The sequence below is a fragment of the Paracoccus sp. SSK6 genome (assembly GCF_039770665.1).
In the GTDB taxonomy this organism is placed as follows: domain Bacteria; phylum Pseudomonadota; class Alphaproteobacteria; order Rhodobacterales; family Rhodobacteraceae; genus Paracoccus.
In genome coordinates, this window is record NZ_JBDPNJ010000022.1 from 1 (window position 1) to 23886 (window position 23886).

Below are 23886 nucleotides of genomic sequence, written 5' to 3' on the forward strand. Positions count from 1 at the left end.
TGGTTGCGGGGGCAGGCAACCGCCGTCATTTGCCTGAACTCAGATGTGCGGTGTGAAGCTTTCCACCGCCTAGGCCTGAGCTATAGCTGTAGCTGTAGCTGTAAGAGGTGGTCCGGGATTTTCGACCAGTTTGCCGCCTTGCTAAGCTCTGGCATGGGTTTCATGTCAGGCAGCGGCTTTCAGGTTCTGGTTGCGGATATCATAGGCCTCAGCTGGCGTCAGCAAGCCATGCGATGAGTGCGGACGTTTTTCGTTGTAATAGCTGATCCAGGCGCCGATGCCCCTCCGGGCCTCGGACCCGGTCTCAAAGGCGTTCAGGTAGACGCATTCGTATTTGAGGGAACGCCACAGCCTTTCGATCATCCGGTTGTCGATCCAGCGACCGCGGCCATCCATGGAGATCTTCACCTTGGCGTCCAGCAGCACCTCGGTGAAGTCAGAGCTGGTGAATTGCGAGCCTTGATCGGAGTTGAAAATCCCAGGCGTACCATAGCGGGCCAGCGCCTCCTTCAGAGCCTCAACACAGAAACCCGCATCCATGGAATTCGAGAGCCGCCAGCTGAGCACCTTGCGGCTATGCCAGTCCATGATGGCCACCAGGTAAAGAAACCCCCGGCGCATGGGGATGTAGCTGATATCGGTGCACCAGACCTGATTGGGCCGGGTAATGGCCAGACCCTTGAGCAGATAGGGGTAAATCTTGTTCTCTGGATGCTTCTTGCTGGTCTTGGGCTCTTGGTAGATCGGCACCAGACGCATCAGCCTCATCAGCCGCCGGACTCGATGCCGTCCGCAGCGATGCCCCTCTCGCTGCATATGACGGGCCATTTGCCGTGAGCCATACCATGGCGTCTCCAGGAACTGCCGGTCGATGATCTCCATGAACTTCAGGTTCTCGGCGCTTTCGCCACGTGGCTGGTAATAAAGGCCGGAGCGCGCCAGTGACAGCAGGCTGCATTGCCGTCGGACGCTGAGATCAGGATGATCCTGCTTCACCGCTTTTTGCCTCCAGTGCCGAGAATGAGACTGGAGGCTGCCGACAAAAAATCCCGCTCCACAACCAGCTGGCCGATCTTGGCATGCAGCTTCTCGACCTCCTGATCGGAAATCGCCGGCTCGGCAGCACTCTTGCCGTCAAAGGCCGAGGCCATGTTCTCAATGGCGGTCCTTTTCCAGCCCGTGATCATGGTGGGGTGGATATCGTACTTCTTGGCCAGTTCAGCCGTCGTCAGGTCCTCGCGAATGGCTTCCAAAGCCACCTTCGCCTTGAACTCGGCCGAATAGCGCTTCCGTTTCGTCATGCGGATCAGTCCTTCGTCAATCGCCAAAGCTTAGCAACTGGTCCGAATTCCTGCGACCACCTCTGTAGCTGTAGCTGTAGCTGTAGCTGTAGCTGTAGCTGTAGCTGTAGCTGTAGACACTGGGAAATAAACTCATGGAAGATCTCCAAGGCAGATAACACTGCGATTACCGCTTCACGATCACGATGTCAGATCAGCAACAAACTCCGACAAGGGTTCGATACCGGAGACCAGCAGGCAGTCCCTTGCACGTGTGCAGGCGACGTAAAGCAGATGGCGCTCGGTTTCGTAAACGGCTTCAAGATCCGCCTGATCTGCGATAGCGGCAATGCGTTCCGCTTGCGGGATAATATCTTCGTCACATGCAATGACGGCCACAGCCCTAAACTCGAGTCCCTTGGCAAAATGCATGGTGCAGACTGCCACTGAACCCGCGGTCACCTCTGCTTTCTCCCTCAGATCGACATGGGGCAACCCGGCAGCCTTTACCGCGCGACGGGCCCGCCCCAGTTCAGCATCGGAGCGGACGAAAACCGCGATATCTTCCGCCGAAATGCCGTCACCCAGGCGCGCATGGAGCCAAGCCGCAACCTTGGTCACCTCATCATCCTCATCGCAGCAAGGCTGGATGATCGGAGCCGGCCCGTCGAAAACCGACACCGTGCCGCGTCTGCTTTCGGAATTGCCGTCCACATCCGAAACCAAGCTTGGCAGCAGACGATCCGCTTGTGCGCGGATCTGATGCGATGTCCGATAGTTGATCCGAAGGGTCGAAGAGCGCCCGCGGACATCAATCCCAAGCATCTTCCACGAGAACGGCTGCTGGAAAATGCGCTGGCCGATATCTCCGGCGAAGAACAACCCGTTCTCCTTGTCTCCGGCAAGGGTCGCCAGGAACCTTGCCTCGGCGATGCTGAGATCCTGGGCCTCGTCCAGCACCGCGAAATCGTAGGGACGTTGCCGCTCGGCAGCAATGGCTTCGCTAACGCGACCGAATACATCCGACCAGGTGACGGTGCCACGATCCGTCAGGCCAGCGCGGACCTTCTGGAAAATCACCCAGAGGGCTTCGCGTTGCTTGCCGCCAAGGCGTGTCTTGCGACCAAGCCGTGCGACGTCCCGGTAATCTTCCCAGGTTCGGATCTGCCACGCATCGACCACATCCTCCCATTCCCCCAACAGGAACTGGGGGGTGAAGCGGGCGCCCTCCACCTCGGCTGCTGCCTTGGTCAGAAGCGAGCGGATCAAGGCCGAATTGGCGATGTTCGGCTGGCCAAACCTGGCAGTGTAAAGATCGTAGCCGACTGCGGAAATCGCCTTGACGTCAATCCGACTACCGATCTCGGGTGCGGATCCCAGCAGCGTGGCAACTTTCATCTTAAGTGCATTCGCCAGCGCCTTTGAAAAGGTTGTCAGCAGCACCTTCGCCACCGGATTTGCGCGCGCCAGATGCACGGCACGGTGCAGGGCCACGATGGTCTTCCCAGTGCCGGCCGAGCCGGTGACGCGCGCGGGGCCGTTGAAGTTTCGTTCCACCAGCGATTGCTGCGCCGGGTGGAGGAACACGGCCCACTTCTCCCACGGATAATCCAGCGCCTGGCGGAGTTCATCCACGTTGGACAGCACCCGGAACCGGCGTTGCGCATCAGGATGGGCAAAGGGATCGGCCTCGGGCGCGAAAGGTTCCGGCAACTGAGGCTTCTCGCCTACAGCGAGTTTCAACAGTGCTTCCTGCGCCTCTTGTGGGAGGTGCTCGATAATATCGAACAGCGTGTCTTCGGTCGCCACTCGCACGTCATCCACCCAATCCTCGGGCACCCCGAAGCTCATCAGTTCAAACTTGCGCAGGTTGCCGAAGAGGCGCGTAGCAGGTTTGGCAGCCGGAGTGGAGTGCCTCTTCGGCTGAAAGATCTCCACCTCCTTGACTCGCTCGCGCACCTCCACCAGTTGCATCGCCCCGGTGGTCGGGTGGCGCTCAATCTTCCGCCGCTCGGCCCATTTGTAGGCCTCGTCGTGATGATCGACATAGGACAGCAAGATGCTGCCATCTGTTCGGTGAACAATGATGCGGATGTCGGAGTTTACCCGGACCGACCAGAAGTTACTGTCCTTCGCCCCGTCAAGCTTGTGGAACGACAAGCCATTGCCGGCCGGATTTGATTGTAAGTCGAAAACGGTGACCTTGACAGACTTCTGCTCCTGTGCGCTTAGGCGGGCGAGGCTACCGGTGAAAGTGTCAGCGATCCGGAAGTTCATGTTATCTTGGCCCTGCGCAGATTGTGCATCGCGGCAAACAGCTGGTTCTCCACCGGACTTAGTCGCATTGCTTCTGCCAACGAGGTGGAATTAAGCCCCCACCTGCAACCGGGAGGAACAATAAGCTTCATGCAAATATGTTCTGGCGCGATCAGGCTGCTCGACATGAGGCCCATGTGTCCATTATAATCTAGGTAAGGCAAATGCTTATCTGTGAGGCGCACTGCGAATAGAACCCCGGGTGTAGATTGTTGAGCCTTATGCGCAACAATGCCGGTGTCATCAGTCTCAGAAAAAAAATCCTGTATTAAGGCTACATTTGCATCAGAAAGATCATCCATGCCTTTTTCGGCGTTTTTCAGCCTTGACCTTAGATCCTCGATCGCCAGCCTAAGTGCAGTGGCCTTTTCACCACCATGGAACTGATCGGTAGCATAGAGGAGTGCTTGATTGGGATGTATTGCAAAAAAAACGGCGCCATCGCTGCCATGTTCGTAATCAAATGAGGAGAAGGATTTTAAGACGGGAAAGCCATTTCTGTGCTCACCCCACCAGCCAATCTCTTCATATACCTTAACAACCCGATCAATTAATCCTTTTACGTCGAAATGCTTCTTCGGATCAAATCCCTCCCGCTCTATTATGTCGGCCTGAAATCCGGATGTCCCATGATATACAACCCAGTGATCATCCCTGAAATCCGCCGGTATTTGGGTGGCGATCTCTACAGTGGTGATGGCGGACGGTTTATAAACTGGAAAAGACATTACTCCACCGCAAAAACCTTCATCACCTCATCGCCCAGGTGATTGATCACCTTCACCGCGATCCGTCCCGATTTCGGCTTCGGGAAGGGCCGGGAGATGTCGGAATAAAGACTATCCCAAGCATCCGCGTCGATCTCGGCCTTCAGGCTGGTCTTCAGCGCCTTGTAGGGATCGTACGCCCCAAGGAAATAGGCGTGGCGAACGAAGAACGACTCCTCGTTGTAGTCCGTGTCCAGCATCCACAGGGCGATGCCGTCGGTGCCCTCGCTTTCGACCGAACCCGTCTGCGGCTTGAACACGTCTACGCCGAAGACCTGCACGGTCAGCATCCCGTCCTTTTCCTCGATGCGGATATCCGGTTCGCCGAAGATCACGAACAGGTTGCCCGCGCCGGTCGATTTTAGGTCGGTTCCCATGTGCAGGTCGGGGTTCATCCGCGCCTTCAGCACCGGCACACGGCCCAGTTTGTCGAATTCGGCGGAATGGGCGTCATAATTGAACGCGCAGGCGATCAGCATATCGAAACCGGCGTCGCCTGCCTCGCGTGCAGCCGCCACCAGGTCCGGGCGGCTGACGGTGCCGAATTCCGGGCCGATGAAGATCCCTGCGCGGCGCATGATTTCGCCTTCCATGAATTGCGCCTCGGCCGCGATGTATTTGCCGGGCCAGCCGGTCAGCGCGGTAAAGCTGATCCGGTCCTCCTTGTGCGCCTGCTGCACCCCGGCATCCTTGAGGTTCTGCAGGATCATCTGCGCGAAATCCTCGGCCCGGTCGACACGCTCGGCGGCGCGACGCTTGCTTTCGGCAGCTTCGTGCAGATCGATCAGTTCGTCATTCCAGTCGGTCACAAGGGTCTTGTGCGGCGACAGGCTTTCCACAGTGAAGGGACCGGCGACGCGGACCTTGGTGTTGTCGGCAAAGGGCTTGTCGTAGAGATACTCGAACTCTGCCTTTGCCGAGATCGAGGCGTCGATTTCCTTTTGCCGTTCGATCCGGGCAGCCCAGAACGCGGCAAGGGCAGCTTGCGCCGGGGCGGGCCAGCCGGAGGGAGCCTCGCGCGGGATTTCCCATTCCATGAAGCCGTTCGAGGGGGCCATCTCGCCCGAGGGAAGCTTTACCTCTCCCGTCGCGGTGAAGTCGATCTTAGCCCCTGCGCGGCCGCCGGTTTCGACCTTGAAGGGGGTGGCGTGGCCGGACAGGGCGGTGTTCAGCGCCTCGATGGCGGTTTCGACGGCGGGCTGGAGCCTGTCCCAGATCACGTCAATCTCAGCGTTTGCCGCAATGTTGCTCAACATGATGTGCGGCACACGATGGTAGACAAAGCCCTGCCGGATGCTTCCTTGGGTGGGAGTTGTCTTCGGCGGCGTGCGGGTGACCTCACCCTCCTTCTGTTGACCTTCAGGGCTGTCAGCTAGCAGGTAATATGGATAGCGTGCGCCCATTAGGCGCGAGCGGGCAAGCGCAATGGCGACGCGGCTCGTATCAATGGTGATCCAGCGTCGGCCCCATTGCTCGGCTACATAAGCCGTGGTGCCTGAGCCGCAGGTAGGGTCAAGAACCAGATCCCCAGGGTCGGTTGACATCAGCATGCACCTTTGGACGACAGTCAGGGCAGTCTGGACAACATACGTCTTTTCGCCCCCAAACTGGTTCTGACCAAGGGTGTCAGTCCAAAAGTCACCTAGTGAATATGCCGAAAAATCATCGAGAAATCGAACATAGCCAATATTGTTGTCTGAAGGCTCGACTCTGTCTGCCTTTAGAAGTCTTTCCATGCCCTTTTCATTAGTCTTCCAGCGAACGCTGAGGGAGGGCTTGAATGCCTTTCCAAGAAGGCTCACAGGGAACCAAGAGGCTGCGCCTTCCCCTTTTTCGCGTCCCATGCTCTGGCTGGTCAGATTGTCTCTGAAGAAAATCTTTGTTCCAGCGGGAACTTCCCGTGTTCCTTGGATTTCCTCTTTTGTCATGGGGCGCTTACTGCCATCGGGATAACGGATAGTTCGATATCCAGTCCCACCCTTCTCACCCGGTTTCTTTTCGAGCCAGTAAGTTCGATACTTGATGTGGGTTTTTCGCCTTGCGAACCAAACAATAAAGTCGATGGTGTTTCCAAGGTAGTCGCCAGTGCTACTGCTGGTTTTGGCGAATGGGATTTGCGCGACAAAATTGTCTTCCCCAAACACTTCATCCATCAGCGCCCGCACACGATGGACGTTCTCGTCGCCGATCTGCACGAAGATGCTGCCGCTGTCGGTCAGCAGATCCCGCGCCACGGTCAGCCGGTCGCGCAGGTAGGTCAGATAGGAATGGATGCCGTCCTTCCAGGTGTCGCGGAAGGCGCGGACCTGTTCAGGTTCGCGCGTCACATGGGTCTTGTCGCCGTCCTTCACATCGCGCGAGGTGGTGGACCACTGGAAGTTGGAGTTGAACTTAATGCCATAGGGCGGGTCGAAATAGATGCACTGGACCTGACCGCGCAACCCCTCGCGTTCCGCAAGGCTGGCCATGACCGACAGGCTGTCGCCCGAAATCATCCGGTTCGACCAGTGCTGGTCGTGCTGATAGAATTCGGTCGCGGCCTCGGCATCGGGCAGCCCGTTGAAATCGGCGAACATGTCGAACTGGTCGGCAGGCCCGGCGCTTGCATCCGCGCGGGCTTTCGACTGCCGCTTCAGGTCGTCGATCAGCACCTTGGGGTGGACCTTTTCTTGGATATACAGCGGCGGGGCCTGGACGATCAGATCCGACCAATCCTCCATATCCTTGCCGCGCCAGACCAGCTGCGGGTCAAGATCAGCATTGCGGCGGGCATAGGCCAGCTGGATCGGCGTCTTGTCCTGATCCCGCATCAGGCTTTCGAACTCGGCCGTCGGGATGTTCTTGCGCGTGGCGTCATGGGTGAGAGTTCCGACCTCGATGGGTTTCTTTGCCATGGGTCAGCTCCTTACGAGAGTAATGTGGTAGGTATAGGGGGCGCTTTCTTCGAAACGGACGATATCGCCCGCCCGTGCGCCTGAGCTGGCCAGAAACGCACGCGCCCCGGCCCGGTCGCGAAACAGGTTCTTGTCGCCGGGAATGTCGCTTTCAATCGGGATTGCCGTTCCATAGTGCAGAAGCGCACGGCGCGGGGCGAGGTCGGCTTTGTTCGTGCCGCCGAAGATGTCTTTCGGCAGTAGATGCTTGAAGGGGGTCACGTAGATGTGGCCGTTCTTCAGGTTTCCAGCGGTCAGCACAACCTCGCCAACAAGGCGTCCCTGTTTGGTGATAGGCGAGGTCATTCGATCAGCATGTCCTGATTGGTTGTGTCGGCCCCGAAGGATTCCAGCAGACGGTTGAACTCCTCCTCCATCTGATAAACGGCGGTGAATTCAGCGAAGGCCCAGCGACCAAAGCGGCCGAGGTTGTTCACTCCCGGCACCCAATAGCTGCGCATGGTGTTGGCCTTGTCCTTGGCATCCTCGCCCCGATAGCCCTTCACTTCGACGATCAGGTTCAGCGGCTCGGACTGGCCGTCATCGACCTGGACGATGAAGTCCGGCAGGTATTTGCGGGGGGTCGAGCCGTAAAGGTAGGGCACTTCCAGCCCGAGGTTCTGGTTCTTGACGTAAGAGATGACCTTGGGATGTGCCTCGACCACTCGGGCGAACTCGGCCTCCCAATCGCTGTCGCAGATCACCCAATTGACGTGGGACTTGGCCGGATCGGCCTGCCAGCGGGTTTTCTTCGATGTGGTGAAGTTGACGTAAGAGGTCGAACCGGTCGGGTTGTAGGCGTCGAGGATCGCCTTGACCGGGCGTTCACCCTCCAGCGTTTCGGTAATCGCCGCCTTGATCCGTTCACAGGCCATGTCGGCAATCTCGCGATACAGCACCTGAGCCGGGAATGTGCCGGCCTGGCATTTCAGGCAGGTGTCGATCCAATTGCGGGTTACGCGCTTCAGGTCCCCGAACAGGTGCATCTTCGGATCATCGCCCGGATCGCGGTATTTTGTGTAGAGTAGCCGTTCCGTCAGCCGGAACATGACGGTCGAAGCGCGCATGTCACCCAGGTGTTCCAGCGTCAGGTCAACGCCTTCGCCGACGATCCCCTGGTTCTTCGTAACCGAGGGGCCAACGAGTTCCGGCGTCAGTTCCAGCACATGGTCGGGGCCGAACTTTGCATCGAGCCGTTCGTTTTCCAGCTCGACCCGATAGCCCTCGACCCGGGGGAAGGTGATCTGCAGCGCGTCACGTTCGGGTTTGACGGCATGGACGCGGATCGTGTCGGCGGGCGGCTGCGGGGGCGAGATGGTCGGCTTGGCGGCGAAGTCAAAGGGGATGCCAAGAACATCAGCATATTCGACATTGAATAGGCCCTGCTCATTCAACTCATAGGACTGGCGGCGCAGCGCCCGGCCCATAACCTGTTCGCAGAGAAGCTGGGTGCCGAAGGCACGCACGCCCAGGACGTGGGTGACGGTGTTGGCATCCCAACCTTCGGTCAGCATCGAGACCGAGACCACGCAGCGGATCTGCTCGCCCAGCTTGCCCTTGCGACCGACAGTATTCATCACCTCGCGCAGCAGGGTGGATTCGTCGATATTATCACCGGCGGTCACGTTGCCGCTGCGCTCGATCAATTCGCGTTTGAACCGGTCGATCTCATCGGCGGCCATAGCGCGGAAATCCTTGTCCAGCGCATCGCCGGATTCCAGCTGCGCACTGTCGATCAGGATCGAGTTGGGCCGTGCCAGTCGGTTGCCGAAGTCATCGTAGTTGCGGAACAGCGCGAGGCGGCCATTCTCCAGTGTGGTCGAGCCATCTTCATTCTCGCGGTCAAAGCCCGCGATGTATTTGTAGACCAGCTCTGACGTGGCCGTGTTGTTGCAGACCACGATAAACACCGGGGGGACGCCGATCCTGGCCTCCTCCCACAGATCGAAGGTCTTTTCGTAATGGCCATACAGCGCATCCAGGGCCGAGAGGAGTTCCGGCGGCAGGCTGAGCGGATCGAGCGTCTTGCCCCCGGAACGGCCCTTCTTCGGTAGCTTCTTCCCGATATGATCCCACAGGTTGCGGAACTTGGGAGTGTCGCCGCCGGGCACGTTGTCAGCGACCGGCACGCGCGGCAGCTTCACGATGCCGCACTCGATAGCATCCATCAGGGAGAAATCGCTCATGGTCCAAGGAAACAGCGTGCCCTCTAAATAGCCTGAGCCGCGCAGAAAGAAGGGCGTCGCCGAAAGGTCATAGACCAGCGAGAGCCCCAGCTTGCGCTTGACCGCCTCAAGGCCAGAAATCCACATCCGGGCAGCTTCGTTCTGTTCCTTTGCCTCGGCCTTTTCGTCGCCCTTCAGGTCGGCCTCGGTCTCGCCCTCGGCATCCTGAACCCGCTCACGATAGCAATGGTGCGCCTCGTCGTTTAGCACGACGATGCTCTTCATGCCCATCAGTTCGGGCATAACCCGCTGCAGCATCTGACCTTCGGTTTCCAGCGTCTGGATGTTCTCGCCCCGCCAGCCGGCAAGGGCCGTTCGGGTCCCTTTCGCCAGGTTCACGCGCTCACGCAGCTTGAAGGCATGATAGTTGGTGATGACAATCTTGGCCTTGTCGATATCACCCAACATGTCGGAAGGAACGATCTCGCGGTGGCGGTAATAGCTTTCCGGATCGTTCGGCAGCAGGACTCGCAGCCGGTCACGGATGGTGATGCCGGGCGCGACCAGCAGAAACCCGCGCGAGAAGGTCTTGCTGTTCGGATGACGCACTGCGTTGACCGTCTGCCAGGCGATGATCATCGCCATCACTGTGGTCTTGCCTGCACCGGTGGCAAGTTTGAGCGCCAATCGCAAGAGTTCCGGATTGGCCTGGGCATTGGCCCCCTTCAGATGCGCCCAAAACTTGGCCGCGCGCGGGCCCAGCTTAGGCGCCACCTCGGTCAACCAGATCGCCGTCTCGACGGCCTCGACCTGGCAGAAGAACGGGCGCACGCCCTGGAACTGATGGTGCCGCCAATGTTGCAAGAGTCGCGCAGTTTCCGGCGTTACCATCCACTGATCGGGATTTGGCAAATTTCGCCACTCCTCGACAAAACGCCGCACCTCATTAATGATCGGGGTCGGATTGTATTCCTGCACATCGGAAGAGATTCCGTCGCCATCATGCAGGCCAAGGCTGCCCTGCGTCGGCGATATCTTCCTCTTCTTGGGTTTTGGAACCGGTGTGATGAGATCAGAGCGGCGACGATTCTCAAGAATTTTGCTGGTTGGCTGGCCATCTGTGTCAAGTTCCCAGTGCCGACCGGGGTATTCATAAGGAGAGTTTAAAATAGGCTGTTGAAAAAAAAGGTCGGTCATTGGGATCCCCGAAACATGACATGCCTATGCCACCTCTTGAGATATCCACTAGAGTGACGTGCTGCTGCAAGTGGTAGCGGCCGATTCTATCTTCCGAAGTTTATCTGCCGGGCCTAGGCTTTTCTGTTAGTCACGCCGGGTCAGGTCCAGCCACTGAACCAAGGCACGACGTATCATTTCAGGCCGTGTGGGCAGATCAGGCTCAGCGCGTCGCCTATCGTCGATTGCTCTGATCAGTTCTTGTGACAGGCGGAGATTGATAGCCTCCGTATCCTTTTTAGGGGGAGCCATAAGCATCATCCAAATTGATATTGACACCACGATACCAATGTGCCATATTGGTCGGGCGGAAGCAAGAGATCCTACCCTCTTGCCTCGCCCTAACCACCATAGATCGAATGGAGATCGACGATGGCTAAGCCAGCATCTACCACGCCGTGCGGCGTGACGACACCCCCTGCGCATTTCACGCATACCGAGATCTCGCGAACATTCTCGCGCATGATCGGTTCGGTCAGCGGCTATATCGAGGCCGAGCGCGACATCGAAGATGCTGCGTCCTGGGATCCGGCGTTCCTGCACTGGCATCGGGACGCCGAGGTGGCCCGGAGCGCGGTGCTCTCCTCCATCGACCACATCCGGGTCTCCGCCGCCGTGCGGCCCGAGGACCTGCCTCTAAAGCGCATGGCGACACTTCTCTACGCACTGATCGAGTCGGAGTCGTCGTCGGAGTTCCTGCGCCTCGCCGACTTCCTTGACAGCCATGAGCAGCTCTTCTCCTGCCCCGGCACCGGGCCGGTGGCACGGCGCGTCAGCCAGATGCTGACGGCGGCGCGGATGCAGGTGGCCGACCTGGCCTCGCTGTCGGCGCTCGTTGATCCGCTGGACGTCGCAGCCGATGGCGCTGACGACGGTCCGGTGTCGGTCGCGGCCTGACACCCGCCCGTCCCTGACCTCCACACAGACTGTGACCGGTGCGCTGCCAGCGCCTCGTCCGACCGTGCATCACCGCATCCTTTTCCAGTCCGCTGTGGCCGCGGCAGGCGCGGTGACACCCGCACGGCGCCCGGCACCACCACCCCTATTCTTCAGGAGCATTCCCATGACCGTCCTGCAGTCCTGCGCGGCCCAAGTGCCGCTTCCCGCTGACCTGACCATCCACCCCGGTCCCCTCCACGCCCATTGGATCGCGACGGCGCAGCAGAAGGGTTTCACGGTCCTGGCCCGGGTCAAGGACCGCCTTCACCTCGCCCTTCGCTGCGACCGCTGCGGCGCAGTCAGCGTGACAAGGCTCTACGTCCTCATGAAACACCAGCCGCTCTGCCGGGCTTGCCTGGAGTCGGCGCGGGCCAGACGCGCAGTTGCGGCGGGTCTCGTCTATCTCGGCCCGGACCCCGATCATCCGCATTACGGTCTTTTCCGCGCGGCCTGCGGCCATGTTCTCCGCCGGCAGTTCGAGATCGTCGACCGCGTCGCGGGTGGCGAGACCGGCCTGCGCTGCGAGACCTGCTTTGCCGAACGCGAGCGGCGGATCGCCGCCCGGCAGGGCTGGACCCGGATTGGCCCGGACCCGCGCGGAAATTTGAACTATCACCTCTACCGCCACCACTGCGGCCACACCCAGCGGATCGCCCGGGCCAATCTGGGCTGGGGCCAATGCGACTGCGCGGGGTGTGGGGAAAGCTGGACCGCCAAGCCGAGCTTCCTCTACCTTCTGGGCATTCAGCACAACGGCATGGACCTGCTGAAGCTCGGCTACAGCGCTAATCCCTTGAGGCGCCGGCGGCATCAACTCGGCCTCCCGAAGGCGGCACAGGTGACGCTCCTGCGCTGCGTCGCCATGCCTACGGGACACGCCGCTTGCGCCACCGAGAAGCGCCTGCACGCCCGGCTGCGCCGGCAGCATCCCGAGGCAGTGGTGCCACCCGAGGACTACCGGGGCATCCTCAAAGTCGTCAGCGAGGTCTATCGGCCCTGGCTGCGGGCCGAGCTGGAGCGCCGGCTCGACTGCATCGGGGAGGCCGTCAGGAACGGCGTGGCGCCCGGCGGCAGCGGCAAAGCTGATGTCGGGCCCGAGGGCGGAAGCAACGAGGAGGCTGCCTGCTGAGCCGCCCTCGCCCAGGGCAGACCGCCGCCCCCGCCCTGTGGGGCGCGCGCTCCCCTGCCACACCCTGCCCCGTCCCTTCCGAAGGAGCTGCCCATGCCCCTCACGTCCGCCCCGCCCGCCTGGCTCCCCCACTACCTGAGCGTCGCGGCCTGTCTGGATGCGGCCCCCTCTCCGCCCCCTGATGCCCCTGGGATGTCGGAGGCGGTCTTTGGCGCCCTCATCGAGGGCCGCCTCGACGAGGTCGAGGACCAGATGGAGGACCTGCCGGAATGGGGGCAGCACCCGCAGCCAGCGTCGCCTCTGGCCGACGATCCCCTGCGCGCCATCGCGCTCGCCGGTCTGTGCCGCGCCCTTCCGAACGCTGAGGCCATTGCCGCGCTGACGGCGGTCGGCGCGGTAACCGTGTTGCACTGCCCGCCCGGCGGAATGATCGATGACGCGGCCTCGCTCCTCGCAGCCCTGCTGGCGCGGGGCAGCGGGCGCCCGCCGGTGCGGGTCATCACTCTGCGCGCCGCCGTCAGCGCGCGTGCGGCGGGGCCGCACGAGGACGCGCTCGCCCAGACCGTGACCGCGATCACCGCGACGACCGCCCCTCATGTCCTGCTGGTGGAAGCAGGCATTGTCCTGCCCGGCGAGATCGCCGCCATCCTGCCCGCACCACTGCGCCTCGGTCCTGTGGACGGATGGCTTATCGCCGCCGCCCTCGGCCTCCGCGGCGGCGGGACAGCGCGCCTGCGGCCCTGTCTGCCGAATGACGCCGCGCTGCGGGCGCTCACGCCCGACCAGTTGCGCTTCGCCCTGCGCCACCGCATCCGCGACAGGCAGATCGCCGAGCTTCATCGCATCGCCCGGTCCACCCGGTCCAACGCTCCGACCCTGGACGACATCGTGGGCTATGGTGAGGCCGAGGCGGCCGCCCGTCGCCTGACAGCCGATCTCGCCGCCTGGTCGGCCGGCCACATCGAATGGTCCGACATGACCCGCTCGCTGCTATTCGTAGGCCCGCCTGGCACCGGCAAGACCTGGCTGGCCCGCGCCATCGCCGCCTCGGCGGGTGTGCCGCTGATCGAGGGAAGCCTCGCCGCCTGGCAGGCCGCCGGCCATCTGGGCGACATGCTGCGCGCCATGCGCGCCAGCTTCGCCCGGGCCCAGGCGGCCGCCCCGGCTGTGCTGTTTCTGGACGAGATCGACAGCGCCGGCGACCGGGGCAGCGCCGACGGTCACGCCCGCACATACCGCCGCCAGGTGATCAACGCCCTTCTCGAACTGCTGGACAGCGCCGGCCGCACCCCGGGCCTAGTCGTCGTCGCCGCCTGCAACGAGGTGGAGGCGCTCGACCCGGCGCTGCGCCGCCCCGGCCGTATCGACCGGATCGTCGCGGTGCCGCCCCCCGGTCCTGCCGCCATTGTCCAGATCCTGACCCGGGGTCTTGACGGCGCCCTGTCGGTTCCGGTGATCGACAGCCTGGCCCGGCGCGCCGTCGGCCAGAGCGCCGCCGCGATCGACGGCGCGGTTCGTGAAGCCCGGTCCCGGGCGCGGGAGGCCCGCCGGCCCCTCAGCACCGCCGATGTCTCGGGGGCCTTGGGGCTTGCCGCGGAGGATCCGGCCGTCATCCGCCGCTTTGCCCTCCACGAGGCCGGTCACGCCATCGCCGCCACGCGGCTCACGCGGGGGCGCGTCCAGGAAATCCGTGTCGGCATGGCGGGCGGCCACGTCTTGATGGAAGAACAGGCCCCCCTGCTGACGCGGCGCGATCTGCTCGACGAGCTGACCTGCCTGCTGGCGGGCCGGGCGGCCGAGGAGCTGGTCCTGGGGAGCGGCTGCACGGGCGCGGGACAGGGCGCCGGAAGCGATCTGGCGCGCGCCACGGAGATCGCCCTGCGGCTGGAGCTGAGCTATGGCCTGAGCGGCCACAGCCTGGTCCATGTCGCCGATCCCGCGCGGATGCTCGTGTCCGATCCGGCGGTGCGGGCCCGCGCCGACCGGCGGCTGCGCACGGCGCTCCGTCGCGCCCGCCAGCTCCTCGCCGCGGAGTATCGCTGGCTGCTGGGCCTCGCCGACCGGCTCTGCGCCGAGCGCGTCCTCACCTGCGGTGACGCGGGCCTGGATCGGCCCGACCCGGAACCGGAGGTGCCATGAGCCATGAAATGGCGCTGCCTATCGCCGAGGACCGCGGCTTCGGTTCCGGAGCTGCCTGTGTCTACGGCGCCATGCTGGCCTGCAGCCGGTCTCCCCCGCCACTGGCCTGCGCCTGCATGTCTTTCCGCATAATCCTTCCCATGACCCGATCTTTTCACCTAGGAGGCGTCCTACCGCTGCCGCGGTTCGCATTGAGGGGAGATCAGGGCAACAGCACGCGGCAACCTATGCATAGTGTAATGGTATAATAGTGTAATATTACCCTAGTATGCTATCACTCCGCCGGAGAGCCTGCCCGAAGCTATCACAATAGCAGCCTAGAGTAATAGTATCCTAGCACGCCATCACCTCTCGCTGGGAAAGCCATGATCGCATTGGCGCCGCCCTCACATCCAAGGCGGCCACTTCACGGACAGCCATTACGAAATTGTCCTAGGACGCTATCAGCTAGGAGCCGCAATAAATTTAGAGTTAGCCTTACCATTGAAAGTAGCAGGATCTTGTAAGCCGCCACCTTTGATGGCGGCGGCTAATGAAGTTTCTGCAGCGTGGTTATAAGTGGGGGGTGGTGCTCGTTTCCGAGGCGGTGCTGTCTGCGTCAAGACCGCTGGCGACCTCCGCAGAGTCGCTTGGCGTAGCATCCTCCATGACAGGTTGGGCTGCTTCAGGAGGGGTATGGACAGCTTTAACCATGGCAGAAGGCGTCGAACTCTCGGGCTGCGTGTCAGCCGCTTTTGCGTCCGGACCCCGGCGCCCGAGTTCTGTCAGGTCATACCCGGCATCGGTTAGGGTGGCCATTATCAGGGCGTTTGTCTGATCATTAGTGCCGACAGGCTTAATTCCGAGTTCGGCGCATGCGATTGCCATCCCCACGATGAAGTCCTCGCTACCCGCGATATCGCAGGCACTCCAACCTTTCGCCTTTGCCTCAAGGGCCATCAGACGTATCGAAAGTTCGGTCGATTTTGTGGTGATGATGCTGTCGCCCATGTCCCTGACAACAGTGCCGTCATCGAAAACCACCGAATGATTCGGGACGTGAACGTAGCGCAAGGCCGCCGCGATGTCGGATGGCAACTCGACTGGATACAGTGAACGCCAGAGCCTGACTTTGACATCTTCCGGGGATATCCGAGCTTTGTGGGCTTTGACCCAACCAACAACTCTCAGGTCTGAAGGAAAATTCAGAGTGGGTTTGGTCGGCAAAAAATCAAGCCAGTCGGAAAGCGGTTCAGGCTCCGGCTCAACCACAGCTGGGTATTTCCTGCGATTAAACTGCTTCCGCCGCTCGAGCCGCTGCTGGTAAACTCCCAGAAGATCGATGTCGTCGAACCGTGCCCCGACATCTTTGTATTGGGAGGCGTTGATCAGTTCCATCGCGTAGTCCCGGGAGACGAACTCCCTGCTCCAGAGCCCACCCTTCATCCGGGTGGAGGTCTTGAACTCAGGAAACCCGGGCTGGTGAGGGCCCTTTGATCTGAGGCTGATGTAGTCAAAGCCTTCACGAGCGATCTCATAACCGCAATTTTTCAGCGTCTTGATCAGTTCGCTGCGATCGGAGACCTCCTCATTCCCGATCCATCCCACGGCGATTTCATGCAGCAGCTCCCTGGGATCAGGACCCCTGGCAGCTTTACCAAGCCGCTCGGCATTACGATCGAGCTTCAGGATGTGGTCCGGAAGTCGCAGTGCTCGGCGGCGAGACGCATCCATTGGGTCAGCCCATCCGGAACTTGCGTTCCATTTGTCGCGGAACGAGTCCAGCAACTCAATCGAAACCTTGCCAGGCGGATGAGGGTTGAAGTTCTTGATCGTCAACGCCTGATCACCGGGTTTGGCATCGAGACCTGGCCGGGTCTTCCCGCGTTTTTTCTGTCGGGCAACAGGGGCGCAATACACCCCGCGCGGGATCAGGAAGTTGAGTTCCAGATGCCCGGCATGGCTGTGGCTGGTCCAGAGGATAGGGGGACGCTGGTGCCGCGGGATGCCGGCAAAGACCGTATCCTCGAATTCGCGCATCAGCCTGTCAAGCGCGTCATCCAAGGCCAAGTCCCGGCCCTCGAATTTCTCGAGGTCGATGTCTTCCGGGGCGAAGCTGAGGACACCGGAGCTATAGCGATGCTTGAAGGGCAGGCTCGCGATCATTCGGGAAACCAGGTCCGGGTTGCCTCGCAAGATCCGGGGCACGGGCTTTCGGTCTTCGGATATTTTGCGACCATCCGGCAGCTTCTTCGGGAAGGACGTTGCCGTCAGATACCTGATGGCCGAGAGCCCGGTTTCGTCCTCGGCGCCAGTGTGCTTGGAGAAGGTGATGATCATGACCGTCCCCTCTCATCGATCAGTTCGCCGTCCAGCGAGAAGGCCCTCTTGATATCGCGGGCGATCACACGAAGATGCAGGGTAATCGTCAGGATGTCGGCATCCCGCTTGTGGGTGTTCACATGCCGAGCGAGCTGGTTCAGGTTGTTGCCGATCGTGGCCAGCAGATAGTTCTGCCGCCGCAGTTCGCCCGCATTTACTTTGGTGTTGATTTGGCTGACCACAATCGCCTCCCGACACGCCGTGCGCATCAGATCGGCCATGGTCACTCCGGCATCCTGCGCCTTGCGCTCGATGTCGGCATACTCAGCGTTAGACAGACGGATGTGAAAAATCCGGCGCGGATCGGAAGATTTTCGGCGTGCCATGCTAGCTCCTGTGCTATGACAGAGGCGCTGCATGCATCGGGGGATCGAAGGGGGTGTCCCCCTCGCAAGCTTTCCGTCCACACACAGCCCTCAGGCGTAGGTGTGTGGACGGAAAGGAGCCTTGCTCTCTGGGAATCAAATCGGCTGAATCGCTTGCCCGAGACGTTTCTATTCGGAAAGCGTGGGGACGGTGAAAACCATTGCGACCTCGTATGTGGCCGGACTATACCTCAACTTCCGGCGCATGATGGCCCCGTGGCCATCCCCGAACAACTCGACGCGGCCAACCGACTCGCACCTTCGGACACAGATAAGCATCGCAATCTCGGAAGTCGGATTGGGGTCAGGCATTCGCAGCCAGAGTCCATCGGCAACGGCACGCAAGAAGTGCCCGTCCGCTGCATCAAGGCGTGTCGAGGATTGCCCAAGCTGGTGTGTGTGGTCACTGGCCTTGAACCTGCCCCGCACTGCACGATCCACTCCGGCATCCCCCGACATCGGCGCGAGGCTAGGGGAGAAGATGATCCAGCCTTACCCCAGCATCGTGCTCCCAGACGTGGCGCAGGACGCCTGCATAACGCTCAGCGGTGGACAAGATATCCCCAGATCATTCGATCCCGCATGTTGACTTGTTGCGAGACATCGGAACAAAACAAGAACATATCTGTTCATCTCTCGCCCTCTCTTGGAGCCACCCGTCCTCATGCCTGCCCGGCCCTTCAATCCCGCCCTTGCTGCGCTGCGCGAGCAGATCGCAGCCATGGAGGGCGATGGTGGACCGGCGCGTGGGGTGCTGCCCTTCGGCGTGCCGGACCTTGACCGCCGTTTGCCCGGCGGCGGCTTGGCCCTGGGCTGCCTGCACGAGGTGGCAGGCGGCGGCAACGGCGCGGTCGACGGGGCCGCCTCCTGCTTTGCCGCCGGGATTGCCGCGCGGCTGCCAGGACAGGTGCTCTGGTGCGTGACGCAGGCCGATCTCTTCGCCCCCGGCCTCGAGCAGGCGGGCCTCGGTCCCGACCGGGTGATCTATGTCGAGGCCGGTGACGATGTCTCGGTGCTGGCCTGCATGGAGGAAGGCTTGCGCCATGGCGGGTTGGGGGCGGTCGTGGCGGATGTGGCGCGGCTGTCGATGACCGCCTCGCGCCGGCTGCACCTGGCGGCAAAAGGGTCTGGCACCACCGGCATTGCGCTCAGACGCTGGCGCCGCCAGCAGGAGGCCTATGACTTCGGCCAGCCCACCGCGGCCATGACCCGCTGGCGCATCTCGGTCCTGCCCTCCGCCCCCTTGCCCGTTCCTGGTCTCGGCCGGGCCCGCTGGCTCATCGAGCTGATCCGGGCACGGGCGGGAGAAAGTCTCGATATCGAACTGGAGGCGTGTGATGGCACGGGTCATCTCGGTCACCCTGCCGCTGTGGCCGGTCGACCGGCTCAGGCGGTCAGCGCCTGAAGCAGCACCTGCATCTGATGAGAGGCCGCTGGTGCTCGCGGGCCGGGTCGGTAGCCGCCGGCTGGTAACGGCCGCCTGTGCAGTGGCCCAGGAACTGGGTCTCTCTGTCGGCATACCGGTGAGCAAGGCGCAGGCGATGGTCCCGGACCTGCAGGTGTTGCCCCATGATCCCGCTGCCGATGCCGCGTCCCTGGAGCGGCTGGCGCTCTGGGTGCTGCAGCGGGTCTCGCCGATTGTCGCGGTCGATCCGCCCGACGGGCTGGTGATCGACTCCACCGGGACCGATCATCTCCATGGCGGCGAAGAGGCGATGCTGGAAACGCTGATCGGCCGGTTGGTGATGTCGGGCGTCACGGCCCGCGCCGCCGTTGCCGACACCTGGGGTGCCGCTCATGCCTTGGCCCGGCATGTGGCTGATCCCATGCATGTGGCCGCGCCGGGCACAACGGAGGCTTTGATCGCTCCCCTGCCTCTTCAGGCCCTGCGGCTGCCGCCCGCGACGCTCGCCAGTCTGCGCACCCTGGGCTTTGTCTGCATCGGCGATCTGCTGCATCAGCCCCGCGCGCCCCTGACCCGGCGCTTCGGCCCGGACCTCTGCCGCAGGCTGGATCAGGCTCTGGGCCACGCCTCCGAGCCAATCGAGCCGCTGCGCCCGTCGGAGCTTGTGGAGGTGCGGCGCTCCTTTGCCGAACCCATTGCCGCCGCCGAGACCATCGCCCGCTACCTCGGCAAGCTGGTGGTCCAGCTCTGCGAGGCTCTGGAAGAACGCGGCCTCGGGGCCCGCAGGCTCGATCTTCTCTGCTGGCGGGTCGATGCCCATGTCCAGACCGTCCGCGTCGGTCTTGCCCGCCCGCAGCGCGACCCGCAGCGGCTGACCCGGCTTCTCTGCGAGAAGATCGAGACCATCTCGCCGGGCTTCGGCATCGAGATCCTGTCGCTGACCGCGGTGATGGTCGAGCCGCTGGAGGCCCGGCAGGTGGCCAACTCGCTCTTGGAGGCCCCTGCCCCGGATCTCTCTGGCCTGGTCGATGTGCTGGCGAACCGCGTGGGCACCCGCGGCGTCTACCGGATGGCGCCTGTTGCCAGCGATGTGCCCGAGCGTTCCGTCACCCGCATTGCGGCCCTCTCCGAGCCTGTCGGCGCCGGCTGGCCCGATCACTGGCCGCGGCCCACCCGCCTCCTGCCCCGGCCTGAGCCGATCGAGACCCTGGCACTGCTGCCCGATCATCCCCCGGCCTCCATCACCTGGCGGGGCATCCGCCGCAAGGTGGCCCGCGCCGACGGGCCCGAGCGGGTGTTCGGCGAATGGTGGAAGCGCGATGCCGAGATGATCGCCGTGCGCGACTACTTCCGCATCGAGGACGAGGCCGGCGAGCGCTACTGGGTGTTCCGGGCCGGTGACGGCGAGAACAGCGAGACCGGCTCGCACCGCTGGTTCCTGCACGGGGTGTTCGGATGAGCGCATCCTCGGACGATGAGCGTCGTCCTAGGGCTGGTCCCCGCTATGCCGAGCTGCAGGTGACCTCCCCTTTCTCCTTCCTGCGTGGCGCCTCGTCGGCCGAGGAACTCTTCGCCACGGCCGCGATGATGGGCATCGAGGCTTTGGCCGTGACCGACCGCAACACGCTCGCGGGCATCGTGCGGGCCTGGGAGGCGGCCAAGGCCACCGGGGTGCGGCTGGTGGTGGGCTGCAGGCTCGATCTCGCCTGTGGCATGGCACTGCTGGTCTATCCGATGGACCGGGCGGGCTATGCCCGGCTCTGTCGCTTGCTGACGCTCGGCAAGTCCCGCGCCGGCAAGGGCCAGTGCCATCTCGAATGGGCAGATGTGGTGGAGCATTCCGAAGGGCTGATCGCGGTGCTGGTGCCTGACATGGCCGATGACACCTGCGCGCTCCGCCTGCGCCGGCTGCGCGACGTCTTCGGCGATCGTGCCTATCTGGCCCTCACCCTGCGCCGCCGCCCCAATGACCAATTACGGCTGCATGAGCTGTCCACCATGGCCGCGCAGCTGCGGGTGCCGACGGTCGTCACGAATGACGTGCTCTATCACGAGCCGTCCCGGCGCATCCTGCAGGACGTGGTCACCGCCATCCGCCACAATGTGACAGTCGAAGCCCTGGGCTTTCGCCGTGAGCGCCATGCGGACCGGTATCTGAAGCCGCCCGCCGAGATGCACCGGCTCTTCTCGCGCTACCCGGAAGCTCTCGCGCGGACGGCGGAGATCGTGGCCCGCTGCCGCTTCTCGCTGGACGAGTTGCGCTACCAGTATCCCGAGGAGCGGGACGACCCAAGCCTCACCCCGCAGGAGACGCTGGAGCGGTTGACCTGGGAGGGGGCGGCAGCGCGCTACCCAGAAGGCGTCCCCGAGGAGGTGAAGGCGTCTCTGGCCCATGAGCTGCGCCTGATCGGCAAGCTGTCTTACGCCCCATACTTCCTGACCGTCCACAGCATCGTCCGCTTTGCCCGCTCCCGTGGCATTCTGTGCCAAGGCCGGGGCTCGGCCGCGAACTCCGCCGTCTGCTATGTGCTGGGCATCACCGCCATCGATCCGGGCCGCAACGATCTCCTCTTCGAGCGGTTCGTGTCCGAGGAACGCCACGAGCCTCCGGACATCGACGTCGACTTCGAGCACGAGCGCCGCGAGGAGGTGATCCAGTGGGTTTACGCCACCTACGGCCGCGATCGAGCCGCGCTCTGCGCCACGGTGATCCGCTACCGCGCCAAGGGTGCCCTGCGCGATGTCGGCAAGGCCATGGGGCTGCCCGAGGACCTGATCCAGACCCTTTCCGGCCAGATCTGGGCCTGGTCCGAGGAAGGCGTGAGCGAGGCGCAGATCCGCGAGTTGAACCTCGACCCGTCTGACAGGCGGCTGCGGCTGACGCTGGATCTCGCCCGCCAGCTCATGGGCTTTCCCCGGCACCTGTCGCAGCACCCGGGCGGGTTTGTCCTGACCCAGGATCGCCTGGATGATCTGGTGCCCATTGAACCTGCCGCCATGGAGGACCGGCAGATCATCGAATGGGACAAGGACGACATCGACGCGCTGCGCTTCATGAAGGTCGATGTGCTGGCGCTCGGCATGCTCACCTGCATGGCCAAGGGGCTGGCGCTCATCGAGGCGCACAAGGGCGTCTCCTATGACCTCGCCACCATTCCACCCGAGGACCCGCGCACCTATGCGATGATCAGGAAGGCCGACACGCTCGGCACCTTCCAGATCGAGAGCCGGGCGCAGATGGCCATGCTGCCCCGCATGAAGCCCCGCACCTACTATGACCTGGTGGTGCAGGTGGCGATTGTCCGCCCCGGACCCATCCAGGGCGACATGGTCCATCCCTATCTGCGCAGGCGGGAGGGTCTCGAACCGGTGGAGTATCCCACCCCCGAACTCGAGAAGGTGCTGGGCAAGACCCTGGGCGTGCCCCTCTTCCAGGAACAGGCCATGCGGGTGGCGATCGAATGCGCGGGCTTCACGCCGGGCGAGGCCGACATGCTCCGCAAATCCATGGCCACCTTCAAGTTCACCGGCGGGGTCTCAGCCTTCAAGGACAAGCTCGTCTCGGGCATGGTGGCTCGGGGCTACGATCCGAACTTCGCCGAGCGGACCTTCCGCCAGCTCGAGGGCTTTGGCTCCTACGGCTTTCCCGAAAGCCATGCCGCCTCCTTCGCGCTCGTGGCCTATGCCTCGGCCTGGCTGAAGTGCTGGCACCCCGATGCCTTCTGCGCGGCACTGCTGAACAGCCAGCCGATGGGCTTTTATGCGCCGGCGCAGATCGTGCGGGACGCGCAGGAGCACGGCGTCGAGATCAGGCCCGTCTGCGTCAACGCCTCCCACTGGGACTGCACGCTGGAGCCGACCGGACGCCCCGAGGACGAGAGCAGCCGCTTTGCCGTGCGTCTCGGCCTAAGGATGATCAAGGGGCTGGCGAACAGCCATGCCGCAGCGATTGTCGCAGCGCGGGCTGATCAGCCCTTTGCCTCGGTCGAGGACCTCTGGCGCCGGGTGCGCTTGCCGATTGCCAGCCTCACCCGCATCGCGGAGGCGGACGGCTTCCGGCCTTCGCTCGGACTCAGCCGCCGTGAGGCGCTCTGGGCCATCAAGGGGCTGGGGCCGGAGGAGCTGCCGCTTTTTGCCGCGGCACGGGAAGCGTCGGAGCAGAAGGACGATGCTGTTGCAGGTGCTGACGTGTCAAAGGACCGGAAGGACGAGACAGGGGCAGAGGCCGAAGAACCTGCCGTTGCGCTCCGGCCGATGACCCTCGGCCGGGAGGTTGTCGAGGACTATGGCCATACCGGCCTCAGCCTGCGCCGGCACCCCGTCTCGTTCCTGCGGGGGACGCTAAGGGAGCGGAAGATCATCACCTGCGCCGAGGCCTTGGCCAGCCGGGATCGCCGCTGGTGCGCGATCGCGGGCCTGGTGCTGGTGCGTCAGCGGCCGGGCTCAGCCAAGGGAGTGATGTTCATCACGCTGGAGGATGAAACGGGTGTCGCCAATCTTGTGGTCTGGCCCAAGGTCTTCGAGGCGCACAGGCGCATCGTGCTGGGTGCCGGCATGATCGCCGTCATAGGGCGCATCCAGCGGGAGGGCGAGGTGGTGCATTTCGTGGTGCAATGGATCGAGGACCTATCGGGAGAGCTGGCCAGTGTCGGAGCACGCGGGGCGGCGTTCCCGCTCCGGCAAGGGCACGGGGATGAGGGGCGGCATGATGCAGCGGCTGACAGTCCGCGTAAGGTCGTGCCGCAAGGCTCGAAGGCGCGGGAGATCTATATGCGTGATCTGTCTCTCGATGCGCTCCGGGTGAAAGGGCGGGATTTTCGGTGAGCAATGCTGTGCGACGCGAAGGCCGGG

14 protein-coding genes are annotated in these 23886 nt (G+C 62.8%); 6 read left to right on the plus strand and 8 right to left on the minus strand.

Annotated features, from left to right (window positions below; all coding sequences use genetic code 11):
* Window positions 1–165: 165 nt before the first annotated feature.
* From AAIL68_RS13155 to AAIL68_RS13180, 6 genes are all read right to left on the minus strand, one after another.
* Window positions 166–1301 (minus strand): IS3 family transposase gene (locus tag AAIL68_RS13155; protein ID WP_347140241.1). Its coding sequence is split into 2 segments (ribosomal slippage): window positions 166–1037 and window positions 1037–1301, totalling 1137 coding nucleotides; the frame shifts between segments, so codons are not numbered across the junction.
* Between the two features lie 180 nt (window positions 1302–1481).
* A complete protein-coding gene (locus tag AAIL68_RS13160; protein WP_347140242.1) occupies window positions 1482–3557 on the minus strand; it encodes a UvrD-helicase domain-containing protein in 2076 nt (691 codons plus the stop codon).
* A complete protein-coding gene (locus AAIL68_RS13165; RefSeq protein ID WP_347140243.1) occupies window positions 3554–4324 on the minus strand; it encodes a hypothetical protein in 771 nt (256 codons plus the stop codon). The genes AAIL68_RS13160 and AAIL68_RS13165 overlap by 4 nt, the downstream gene beginning before the upstream one ends.
* Complete coding sequence (locus AAIL68_RS13170; RefSeq protein WP_347140244.1) at window positions 4324–7257, minus strand: site-specific DNA-methyltransferase; 2934 nt, start codon at window positions 7255–7257, stop codon at window positions 4324–4326. The genes AAIL68_RS13165 and AAIL68_RS13170 overlap by 1 nt, the downstream gene beginning before the upstream one ends.
* A 3-nt stretch (window positions 7258–7260) precedes the next feature.
* Window positions 7261–7602: a hypothetical protein gene (locus AAIL68_RS13175; RefSeq protein WP_347140245.1), complete on the minus strand. Its 342-nt coding sequence runs from the start codon at window positions 7600–7602 to the stop codon at window positions 7261–7263.
* A complete protein-coding gene (locus AAIL68_RS13180; protein WP_347140246.1) occupies window positions 7599–10658 on the minus strand; it encodes a DEAD/DEAH box helicase family protein in 3060 nt (1019 codons plus the stop codon). Before AAIL68_RS13180 ends, AAIL68_RS13175 begins: the two co-directional genes overlap by 4 nt.
* 501 nt (window positions 10659–11159) lie before the next feature.
* On the opposite strand from AAIL68_RS13180, the gene AAIL68_RS13185 reads away from it, so the two are divergent.
* From AAIL68_RS13185 to AAIL68_RS13195, 3 genes are all read left to right on the plus strand, one after another.
* On the plus strand, window positions 11160–11594 hold the full coding sequence (locus AAIL68_RS13185; RefSeq protein ID WP_347140247.1) for a hypothetical protein: 435 nt from the start codon (window positions 11160–11162) through the stop codon (window positions 11592–11594).
* A 166-nt stretch (window positions 11595–11760) separates the two neighbouring features.
* Window positions 11761–12765, plus strand: coding sequence for a hypothetical protein (locus AAIL68_RS13190; protein WP_347140248.1), 1005 nt, complete (start codon window positions 11761–11763; stop codon window positions 12763–12765).
* A 192-nt stretch (window positions 12766–12957) separates the two neighbouring features.
* Window positions 12958–14904: an AAA family ATPase gene (locus AAIL68_RS13195; RefSeq protein ID WP_347140249.1), complete on the plus strand. Its 1947-nt coding sequence runs from the start codon at window positions 12958–12960 to the stop codon at window positions 14902–14904.
* Between the two features lie 552 nt (window positions 14905–15456).
* Here AAIL68_RS13195 and AAIL68_RS13200 read toward each other — a convergent pair.
* Window positions 15457–17223 (minus strand): LPD7 domain-containing protein, encoded by a 1767-nt coding sequence (locus tag AAIL68_RS13200; RefSeq protein WP_347140250.1) that lies wholly within the window; start codon window positions 17221–17223, stop codon window positions 15457–15459.
* Window positions 17220–17591: a plasmid mobilization relaxosome protein MobC gene (mobC, locus tag AAIL68_RS13205; protein ID WP_347140251.1), complete on the minus strand. Its 372-nt coding sequence runs from the start codon at window positions 17589–17591 to the stop codon at window positions 17220–17222. The genes AAIL68_RS13200 and mobC overlap by 4 nt, the downstream gene beginning before the upstream one ends.
* A gap of 703 nt (window positions 17592–18294) precedes the next feature.
* Between mobC and AAIL68_RS13210 the strand changes: the two genes are divergently transcribed.
* The 3 genes from AAIL68_RS13210 to AAIL68_RS13220 are packed head-to-tail and all read left to right on the plus strand — an operon-like array spanning window position 18295 to window position 23859.
* On the plus strand, window positions 18295–19035 hold the full coding sequence (locus AAIL68_RS13210) for a damage-inducible protein (protein ID WP_347140252.1): 741 nt from the start codon (window positions 18295–18297) through the stop codon (window positions 19033–19035).
* Window positions 18968–20494 (plus strand): DNA polymerase Y family protein, encoded by a 1527-nt coding sequence (locus tag AAIL68_RS13215; protein ID WP_347140253.1) that lies wholly within the window; start codon window positions 18968–18970, stop codon window positions 20492–20494. The genes AAIL68_RS13210 and AAIL68_RS13215 overlap by 68 nt, the downstream gene beginning before the upstream one ends.
* A complete protein-coding gene (locus AAIL68_RS13220; RefSeq protein WP_347140254.1) occupies window positions 20491–23859 on the plus strand; it encodes an error-prone DNA polymerase in 3369 nt (1122 codons plus the stop codon). Before AAIL68_RS13215 ends, AAIL68_RS13220 begins: the two co-directional genes overlap by 4 nt.
* Window positions 23860–23886: the final 27 nt, after the last annotated feature.

Coding starts and splice junctions, on each gene's coding strand:
- AAIL68_RS13160 (WP_347140242.1), bottom strand. CDS start 3,557: ATGAACTTCCGGATCGCTGACACTTTCACCGGTAGCCTCGCCCGCCTA.
- AAIL68_RS13215 (WP_347140253.1), top strand. CDS start 18,968: ATGGCACGGGTCATCTCGGTCACCCTGCCGCTGTGGCCGGTCGACCGG.
- AAIL68_RS13200 (WP_347140250.1), bottom strand. CDS start 17,223: ATGATCATCACCTTCTCCAAGCACACTGGCGCCGAGGACGAAACCGGG.
- AAIL68_RS13180 (WP_347140246.1), bottom strand. CDS start 10,658: ATGACCGACCTTTTTTTTCAACAGCCTATTTTAAACTCTCCTTATGAA.
- AAIL68_RS13220 (WP_347140254.1), top strand. CDS start 20,491: ATGAGCGCATCCTCGGACGATGAGCGTCGTCCTAGGGCTGGTCCCCGC.
- AAIL68_RS13175 (WP_347140245.1), bottom strand. CDS start 7,602: ATGACCTCGCCTATCACCAAACAGGGACGCCTTGTTGGCGAGGTTGTG.
- AAIL68_RS13165 (WP_347140243.1), bottom strand. CDS start 4,324: ATGTCTTTTCCAGTTTATAAACCGTCCGCCATCACCACTGTAGAGATC.
- AAIL68_RS13190 (WP_347140248.1), top strand. CDS start 11,761: ATGACCGTCCTGCAGTCCTGCGCGGCCCAAGTGCCGCTTCCCGCTGAC.
- mobC (WP_347140251.1), bottom strand. CDS start 17,591: ATGGCACGCCGAAAATCTTCCGATCCGCGCCGGATTTTTCACATCCGT.
- AAIL68_RS13170 (WP_347140244.1), bottom strand. CDS start 7,257: ATGGCAAAGAAACCCATCGAGGTCGGAACTCTCACCCATGACGCCACG.
- AAIL68_RS13195 (WP_347140249.1), top strand. CDS start 12,958: ATGTCGGAGGCGGTCTTTGGCGCCCTCATCGAGGGCCGCCTCGACGAG.
- AAIL68_RS13185 (WP_347140247.1), top strand. CDS start 11,160: ATGATCGGTTCGGTCAGCGGCTATATCGAGGCCGAGCGCGACATCGAA.
- AAIL68_RS13210 (WP_347140252.1), top strand. CDS start 18,295: ATGCCTGCCCGGCCCTTCAATCCCGCCCTTGCTGCGCTGCGCGAGCAG.